The 8,547-nt window shown below is 74.8% G+C and carries 8 protein-coding genes and 1 pseudogene; 1 reads left to right on the plus strand and 8 read right to left on the minus strand.

The window, feature by feature from the left end; genetic code table 11:
* Positions 1-453, minus strand: a pseudogene (locus B1205_RS01985) (hypothetical protein); the annotation flags it as partial.
* Entirely contained in the window at positions 428-1,330 is a 903-nt protein-coding gene (locus tag B1205_RS01990; protein WP_254909643.1) for a patatin-like phospholipase family protein, read from the minus strand. The pseudogene B1205_RS01985 and the gene B1205_RS01990, both read right to left, overlap by 26 nt.
* A gap of 76 nt (positions 1,331-1,406) precedes the next feature.
* On the opposite strand from B1205_RS01990, the gene B1205_RS01995 reads away from it, so the two are divergent.
* Positions 1,407-2,135 (plus strand): SDR family NAD(P)-dependent oxidoreductase, encoded by a 729-nt coding sequence (locus B1205_RS01995; RefSeq protein WP_089154044.1) that lies wholly within the window; start codon positions 1,407-1,409, stop codon positions 2,133-2,135.
* 21 nt (positions 2,136-2,156) lie between these two features.
* Here the strand turns inward: B1205_RS01995 and B1205_RS02000 are convergent, their stop codons facing one another.
* The 6 genes from B1205_RS02000 to B1205_RS02025 all read right to left on the minus strand — a co-directional run bounded on the left by B1205_RS02000 (position 2,157) and on the right by B1205_RS02025 (position 8,432).
* Positions 2,157-3,353, minus strand: coding sequence for an ABC transporter permease (locus B1205_RS02000; RefSeq protein ID WP_089154045.1), 1,197 nt, complete (start codon positions 3,351-3,353; stop codon positions 2,157-2,159).
* Positions 3,350-4,003: an ABC transporter ATP-binding protein gene (locus tag B1205_RS02005; protein ID WP_089154359.1), complete on the minus strand. Its 654-nt coding sequence runs from the start codon at positions 4,001-4,003 to the stop codon at positions 3,350-3,352. Before B1205_RS02005 ends, B1205_RS02000 begins: the two co-directional genes overlap by 4 nt.
* 35 nt (positions 4,004-4,038) lie before the next feature.
* Complete coding sequence (locus B1205_RS02010; protein ID WP_089154046.1) at positions 4,039-5,211, minus strand: peptidoglycan-binding protein; 1,173 nt, start codon at positions 5,209-5,211, stop codon at positions 4,039-4,041.
* Between the two features lie 35 nt (positions 5,212-5,246).
* On the minus strand, positions 5,247-7,085 hold the full coding sequence (locus B1205_RS02015) for a sensor histidine kinase (protein WP_254909644.1): 1,839 nt from the start codon (positions 7,083-7,085) through the stop codon (positions 5,247-5,249).
* On the minus strand, positions 7,082-7,792 hold the full coding sequence (locus B1205_RS02020; RefSeq protein WP_176308396.1) for a response regulator transcription factor: 711 nt from the start codon (positions 7,790-7,792) through the stop codon (positions 7,082-7,084). Before B1205_RS02020 ends, B1205_RS02015 begins: the two co-directional genes overlap by 4 nt.
* Before the next feature lie 79 nt (positions 7,793-7,871).
* Positions 7,872-8,432 carry a hypothetical protein gene (locus tag B1205_RS02025; protein WP_089154048.1) on the minus strand — a complete coding sequence of 187 codons (561 nt, stop codon included), beginning with the start codon at positions 8,430-8,432 and terminating at the stop codon, positions 7,872-7,874.
* Positions 8,433-8,547: the final 115 nt, after the last annotated feature.

An 8,547-nucleotide genomic window follows, 5' to 3' on the forward strand; every position in this document is an offset into this window, starting at 1 on the left:
CAACGTCACCGTCAACCCGGCCGGGCCCTTCGGCTTCACCGCCTTCACCGCCCGCTTCGCCGGCTTCGACTCCGCCTGCTGCTGCTGTTCCACCTTCGGCTCCTCCCGACGCGGCGCCGGCACCCGCGGCGTGTCCAACACGAACTCCGGCTCCGCCACCGCCGGCGCGGGCGGCTGCTGCGGCGGCTCCGGCTTCGCCTCGGCGGCCGGCCGACGCCCGGCGCCCTTCGGCGCGACCGCCACGTCGGCGGGGGAGAACGGCAACTCGTCGCGGCCGAAACGCACCACCACGAACTCCTCGGACACCGCCGGGTCGGTCAACCCCACCACCTGCCCGAGCTGCCCGGCCATCTGCCCGGCCGCCTCGGTGAACACCACCCGCGGCTTACGGCCCGCCGCCAGCGCCTCCCGGATCTGCTCGATCTCGTCAGTGGACAAACCCTGGACCGCCATCACGCCCTCTTCCGTACACCTGTGTGAGTGCCGCCTTGATACCAGCCGGCTGCGACAGCACGACGATCAACCCCCGACCGTCGGGCCCCAGACCGCCGCCACCTCGTCGGCCACGGCCGCGGCCTGCGCGAACCCGGCCCGCGCCGACGCCGCCCGCCNCCGCCCGGTCCGGCGCCACCACCGCCACCCGCGCGCCCGCCGACCGCAACGCCGCCACCTGCGCCGACAGCCGCGGCATCGGCCCGACCGCGGCGCGCGTCGGCGCCAACACCACCACCTGCCCGGCGCCGGCGGCCAGGTCGGCGTTGACCGGCGAACGCACCCCGCCGTCGACGTAACGCCGGCCGCCGACCGTCACCGGCGGCCACACCCCGGGCACCGCGCAACTGGCCCCGACCGCGTCGACCAGTGACACGCCGCTGCCGGCGTCGAACACCACGAACTCACCGGACGCCGCGTCCACCGCCGTGACCAGCAACCGCCGCGTCGGCCACTGCGCCACCGGCAACCGCGCGGCGATCACCACCCGGCGTGACTCCTCCGACGGGGTACGCGCCGACAACGCCAACGCCCCCACCCGCGCGCGGGCCCGCGCCGCGTCCCGGCCCCGCCCACCGGCCCACGCCCAGCGGGCCAGCACCCCCAACCCGAGCCGCGCCGGCACCTCGTCGCGTGGCGGGCGCAACTGCGCCGCGTACAACTGCGTCAACGGCACCCCGGAGCACACCTGCGCCCCGACCACCGAACCCGCCGACGTGCCCACCACCAGCTCCGCCTCGCTGACCGCGACGCCCCGCTCGGCCAGCCCGGCCAGCAACCCCAGCTCCCAGGCCACCCCGGTCACCCCGCCGCCGCCCAACACCAACGCCCGCCCCATGTGACCGTCCTCTCCGTCCCCGCCGGGTCCCGCTCACGGTAACGTCGCACCCACCAGCAGGGCAGGGGAGAACGCATTGGCCTCCGTCACCATCGTCACCGGGGGTGGGCGTGGCATCGGCGCGGCCACCGCCCGCCGGCTCGCCGCCGAGGGACACGACCTGGTCCTCGGCTACCACGCCGACCACGCCGCGGCCGCGGCCGTCGCCGCCGACGTACGCGCCGCCGGCCGCCGCGTCGTCACCGTCGCCGCCGACACCCGCGACCCCGACCAGGTACGCCGGCTCTTCGACGCCGCCGACCCGCTCGGCCCGCTGACCGGCCTGGTCAACAACGCCGGCATCACCAGCCCGATCGGCCCCTTCACCGACCTGCGCGTCGAGGACCTGCGCGAGGTCGTCGACGTCAACCTCGTCGGCTACGTCCTCTGCGCCCAGCAGGCGGCCCGCCGGATGAGCGACGGCGCCGCCATCGTCAACGTCTCCTCCGCCGCCGCCACCCTCGGCAGCCCCGGCGAATACATCCACTACGCCGCCGTCAAGGCCGCCACCGACACCCTCACCGTCGGCCTGGCCAAGGAACTCGCCCCGCGCGGCATCCGGGTCAACGCGGTCGCCCCCGGCCTCATCCGCACCGACATCCACGCCCGCTCCGGCATACCGGACCGCCCCGACCGCGCCGCCGGCCGGATCCCGATGGGCCGCGCCGGCCAACCCGACGAGGTCGCCGGCGCGATCGCCCACCTGCTCGGCCCCGACGCCTCCTACACCACCGGCGCCGTCCTGCGGGTTTCCGGCGGCCTCTGACCTGCCGCTCCGGCCACCCGCTCAGGTCCCGGCGAGCGCCCGCGTCGGGGGCAGACGCGCCGCCCGCACGCTCGGGTAGACGCCGGCCAGCACCCCGATGACCACCGCGCCGCCCACCCCCACGACCGCCGACTGCACGGGCACGACCAACGGCCACCGCTGCCAGGCCGCGTAGCCGATGGTGGCGAGCAGGCCGAGGGCGGTGCCGGCCACACCGCCGAGCAGGGCGAGCAGAACCGACTCGGTGAGGAACTGGCTGCGGATCTGCCCCCGGGTCGCCCCCAACGCGCGGCGCAGCCCCACCTCGGAGCGGCGTTCCAGGACGGCCACGACCATCGTGTTGGCGACCCCGATACCCCCGACGACCAGCGCCACCGCGGCCAGCGCGAGGAACAGCACGGAAAAGCTGCTCTGGGTGGCCCGCTTCGCCGCCAGGGCGTCCGAGGGTCGGGACACGATCACCTGACCCGGCCGCTCCGGGAAGATCGTCGCGGGCAGGACCTGCCGCACCGCCTCGATCTGCGTCTCGTCGCAGGTCAGGTAGAGCACCGTCGGGTGACCGTCGAAACGCAACACGTCCCGGGCGGCGTCCCAACCGACGAGCACGGACCGGTCGATCTCCGGCGTCAGCGGCGTGACGTCGAGGATGCCCACGACGGTGAACCGGGTGTCCGCGATCATCACCTGCGGCGCCGGGCCGCCCGCGGGCAGGACGGTGACGCCGAGCCGGGTCGCCGCGACCGAGCCGAGCACCGCCGTGGGGAACGCCGCCGTCGCGACGCCCAGCCACCGCCCGGAACGTACCCGCGCGTTGATCGTCGGCAGCAGGTCGAGCCCGCTGGCCAGCACCGTCAGGCCGCCGCCGGCGCGCGGGTCGACGCGGTCGTTGCGGCGCACGAAGGTGTGCGTGTTGGCCACCGCGGACACGGACCTGACCGGGCCGATGCGCCGGACCATGCCCGCGGCGGACACCGGCAGCCGGATGTCCGCGTCGGAGTTCGGCGCCTGCGCCGCCTGCAACGTGTTCGTGCCCAACGCCGTCAGCTCGGTGAGCAGGGCGGCCTGACTGGAGGCGGGCACACCGGTCACCACGATCATCGTGGCGATCCCGATCGCGATACCCAGCGCCGACAACATCGCCCGCGCCGGACGCGCCCGCAGCCCCAGCAGTCCCAGACCCAGCAGGTCCACCGGCGCCAGCCGGGCCGGGCGGCTCATCGCGTACCCGCCGGGGCGTCGTCGCGCACGAGCCGCCCGTCGCGGATCTCGACGCGCCGCGGCATCGACGCGGCGATGTCCCGGTCGTGGGTGATCAACGCGATGGTGGTGCCCTCCTCGTTGAGCCGGCGCAGCAGGGCCAGCACGGCCGCGCCGGTGGCCGAGTCGAGCGCGCCGGTGGGCTCGTCGGCCAACACCAGCGACGGCCGGTTGACCAGGGCGCGGGCGATCGCGACCCGCTGGCGTTCACCGCCGGAGAGCTGCGGCGGCCGGTGCCCGGCGCGGTGCGCCAGGCCGACGCGGGCCAGCGCCTCCAGGGCCAGGGCCCGGCGGCGACGGCGCGGCACCCCGGCGTACAGCAGACCGGTGGCCACGTTCGCGGCGGCGCTCAACGCGTCGGACAGGTGGAACTGCTGGAACACGAAACCGATCTCACCGGCGCGCAACGCGGACAACCGCCGGTCGCCGAGGGTCGCGACGTCCTGACCGGCGATGTGCACGCTGCCGCTGGTCGGCCGGTCCAGGGTGCCGATGACGTGCAGCAGGGTCGACTTGCCCGACCCCGACGGCCCGACGATGGCCACCAGCTCCCCGGCGGCGACGTCGAGGCTGACCCCCGCCAGCGCGGTCACCCCACCCGGGTAGACCATGCCCACGTCCCGCACCCGCAGCACCGGACGCGCGGTCACGACGACACCACCACGGTCATGCCCTCGACCAGGCCGGGCCCGTCGACCTGCACCCACCCCTCGGCGAACATGCCGGTGGTCACCGCGACCAGCCCCGCCGGGCCCTGCACCGCGTAGCCACCCTCGGCGAGGGCGACCAGCGCCTCGATCGGCACCGCCAGCGCCCCGGTGACCGTCCGACCGGTGAAGTCCACCCGCACCTCACCGCCGTCGAGCGCGGCCAGGGACCGCCCGTCGTCGGCGGTCACCGTCACCAGCAGCTTCGGCGAGCCCCCGTCGCCCCCGTCGGCGGTGACCAGGTGCCGGCCCACCTCCGTCACCCGGGCCGGCACGGCCCGCTCGTCGGGCAGGCGCACCGTCACCCGGTCACCGCGGGCGATGCCCGCCGAGTCGGCCAACTCGGCCTCGACGGTGACGACCTTGCGGGTCGAGGTCACCGACATCAGCGGCGCGTTCGCCGTCGACCCGACCTGGACCGTGACCGCGTCGACCCGGACCGCCCCGGCGCGCACCTCCACCTCACCCACGGCGATGCCCCCGGTCACCGGCAACCCCAGGTCGGTCTGCCACCGTCTGACCGCGGCCGTCAACGCCGGGGTCAACACCCCCTCACCCGGCTTGACCCGGGCGGCCGCGCCCGCGCTCACCCGCTCCCCGGGCGCGGGCTGCCGGCCGACGGCGTAGCCGAGCGCCGACAGGTTCTCCGCGACGACCCGCACGTCGCGGCCCACCAGGTTCGCCCCCTGCACCGCCCGGTACAGCGGCAGGGCGCCGTAGAACAGGACCACCGGCCGGTCGTCGGCGCGGTAGACCTGCTGCCCCCGGCGGACCGTGGCGCCCGGCGCGGGCAGCCACGTCACGGTCGCGTCGAGGTGACCGGACAGGGGAGTGGACGCGCCGTACCCGAGGCCGCCGGTGAGGGTCCGGGTGGTGGACAGGTCACGGCGCTGCACCGTCGCGGTCCCCACCGCGACGCTCGCCCTCGGCGCCGGCGCGGCGTCGGCCCGGTGGCGGACGACCGCGACCGCCGCGCCCCCGGCGGCGAGCCCCACCACGACCACGCCGACCAGCCACCCCACCGCGCGTCGCCGCCGCCGCGGCGGCGAGCCGCGGTACGACTGCGGCAGGGTGATCACTTCGGTGGGGGCGTCAGGCCCGCTACGGCGCATGGTGACGAGTGTCGACACCGGTCATGAGGAAGTCGTCAGACTTCCGCGACATCGTCCGAGCCTCCCGCCCCCGGCAGCCGGACCGTCACCAGCGTGCCCCGCCCCCGCTCGCTGTGCACCTCGATGCCACCGCCGTGCGCCTCGGCCAGCTTCCGGGCGATGGACAGACCGAGGCCGCTTCCACCGGTGGCCCGGCTACGCGACTCGTCCGCCCGCCAGAACCGGTCGAAGATCCTCGGCAGGTGCTCGGGGGCGATACCCACCCCGGTGTCCCGCACCGTGATCGTCGTGCCGTGCGCGCCGACGGTGACGGTGCCGCCCGCCGGGGTGTACCGGATCGCGTTCGACACCAGGTTCCCGACCAACTGGCGCAGACGCACCGCGTCGGCCGGCAGCACCGGGTCGTCACGGACGTCCGTCACCAGGTCCACCCCCGCCGCGTACGCCGTGCTCCGGTGACTGTCCACCACCTGGGCGAGCACGTCACGCACGTACGTCGGCTCGGGATGGATCCGCAGCGTCCCCGCGTCCGCGGCGGCCAGGTCACTCAGGTCGTCGATGATGTGCTGCAGCAGCAACGCCTCCTCGTGCAACAGCCCCAGCAACTGCGCGTCGGTCGGCGCCAGGTCGTCCTGAGCCGCCTCCAACCAGCTACGGATGTTGCTCAGCGGGGTACGCAGCTCGTGCGCCACGTCACTGACCATGGCCCGGCGTCGAGCCTCGGCCAGGTCCCGGCGGGCCGTCGACTCGTTGAACGCGCGGGCCAGGTGACCGATCTCGTCCTGACCAGACACCACCGCGGGGGTGTGCAGCTCGGTGGCCTCGGTGAGCAGCCGCAACGGGCGCACCAACCGGCGACCCACCAGCACCGTCACCAGGATCGTGGCGAGCAGCACCGCCCCGGTCACCGCGACGATCCGCAGGGAGTTGCGCCGCGACAGGGTGAACGTGGTCCGTGCGGCCCCGTCATCCGGGTCGGTGACGAACAGCAGCGCCGGTGGGGCCACGTACGGCCGCAGCAGCGTCCGCCGTGACTTCTCCACACACCCACCGGCGCGCGCCGCGACCTGCTCGGCGGACCTCCCCAGATACTCAAGCGGGACGGGGGAGGCCCGCTCCGCCTCGGCCGCGTCACCGGGACGCCGCACCCGCACCACGTACGAGGAGAAGTCGGCCCGGACCACCAGGGTGAAAGCCTCGTCCAGGCCGAGGCACCGGGTGGCGAGGCGACTCAACAACCGCAACGCCTGCCGTTCGGTCCGGCTGACCGCCGCGGCCGCCTGCTCCCCGCACCGCGACACCACGGCGAAGGGATCGGGTCCGCTGCGCACGACCGTCGGCCGGCCGCTGGGCTGCTCGACGATCGACGCGTCGACGCCGCCGCCGCGCAGGCAGTCGCGTTCCGACTCGGCCGCCTTGCGCAGCTCGACGCGTTCGGCCGGCGGGATCCGGAACGGACCCACGGCGCGCCCGTCGATGCGCGCGTCGCCCCCGGTGAGCCCCAGGTCCAGGTCCAGCGGGTCCACCACCGCCGACGGGCGGGCGGTGCGCAGCGACGGCCCGGGCGCCGAATCGACGATGACCGCCCGGTCCTCGGTCAGCAGCGTGATCCGCCGGCCCAGCCCGGCGGCCCGCGCGTCGACGAGGGCACCCGCCCCCGACCAGTCCGGATGGGTGGCGGCGTACCCGACGAGCATGTCGTACACGCCCTTGTCCTCGGTCAGGGAACGACCCTGCTCCTGGTTGATCGCCCGGGTGGCGGTGCGGGTCGCCAGCCACGCCGTCGACCCGATCGCGGCCACCGCGATCAGCACCGACGTCACCAGCAGCCGGGTCACCAGGCTGTGCCGCACCGGCACGCGGGACCGACTCACGCCGGCCTCGCCGCACCCGCGGACAACTTGTAGCCGACCCCGTACACGGTGACCAGCTGCGCCGGGCGCGGCGGATCCACCTCGATCTTGCGGCGCAGGTTCATCACATGCACGTCGATCGTCCGCTCCGTCGAGCTGCGGTCGATGCCCCGGGTGTGGTGCAGCAACTGCGCGCGGGTGAACACCCGCTCCGGCTGCTCCGCCATCGCCGCCAGGATGGCGAACTCACCCCGGGTGCACTCCACCGGCCGGCCGTCGACGCTCACCTGATGCGAGGCGAGATCGATGCCGACCCGGCCGACCTGCCGCAACCCGACGCCGGCCGCCGCCGCAGCGCCGCGCGACGACGCGCGCCGCAGCAGCGTACGCACCCGGGCCATCAACTCACGCGGGCTGTACGGCTTGGTCAGGTAGTCGTCGGCGCCCAACTCCAACCCGAGCAGCAGGTCGTCCTCACTGCCGCGCGCGGTCAACATCAGCACCAGCACGTCGGACTCCCGGTGCAACGTCCGGCACACCGCCAGGCCGTCCAACGCCGGCATCATCACATCCAGCACCAGCAGGTCCGGACGCCACCGGCGGGCCGCGTCCAACGCCGCCCGCCCGTCGTGCACCACGACGGTCTCGTGCCCGTCGGCGCTCAGGTACCGGCGGACCACCTCGGCCTGACGCGGATCGTCGTCGGCGACCAACACCCGAGCACCCATGGCGGCGATGATAGGTCCGGGTCCGCCCGGACAGGACGGACGCCGGCGACACCTGACAGCTTCCTGACGATCTCCGCCGCTACTTCATCGTCGCGGCGACCGTCCGCTCACACTCCGGCGCCAGGTCCAGGCCCATCCTGATCGAACGGGCGTCGTTGCGCTCGCCACCGAACGCCAGACTGATGCCGTCGTCGGTGACCTCGACGTACCTGACGCCCTTCTCCTTCAGGCAGGCGACGACCGCGACCGCGAAGTCGCGCGCCTGCGGGTTGGCCGGGTCCTTCTCCCACGGCGGCAGCGGAAAGTACTGCGGCTCGCAGATCCGGTTCGCCGCCTCGTTCTTCTCCAGATCGGCCTTCGTCGCACCCGCGCCGCGCCGCTTGTCCAGCCGGGCGCCGTGCTCCTGCATACACTTCTCGTACGGCTTCAACATGGCCTGGTACTCCTCGGGCGTGGTGTCCAGCCGCTCCCGTGGCCGCTGCGCGCCGGTGGAAGCCGACGGCGTCGCCGAGGCGGTGGCCAGGCTCGCCACCTTCGGCGTGCCGCCCTCGACCGGCCGGTCCGCCTCCTTCGACGAGCCGCACCCCGCCAGCCCGACCAGCACGATCGCGGCCACCGCCAACACCTGGGTCCTCCGCATGCAGACGCCTCCCTCTGCGTACCGGCCCGGGGCGTTCCCGGGCGCAGAGGTCAGCCTCTCCAGCGCAGGTGAGGAACATGTCAGGTTCACGACGGCGGCCCGGGGGACACCCCCG

Source organism: Micromonospora sp. NBS 11-29, from assembly GCF_002140155.1.
Lineage (GTDB): Bacteria > Actinomycetota > Actinomycetes > Mycobacteriales > Micromonosporaceae > Micromonospora.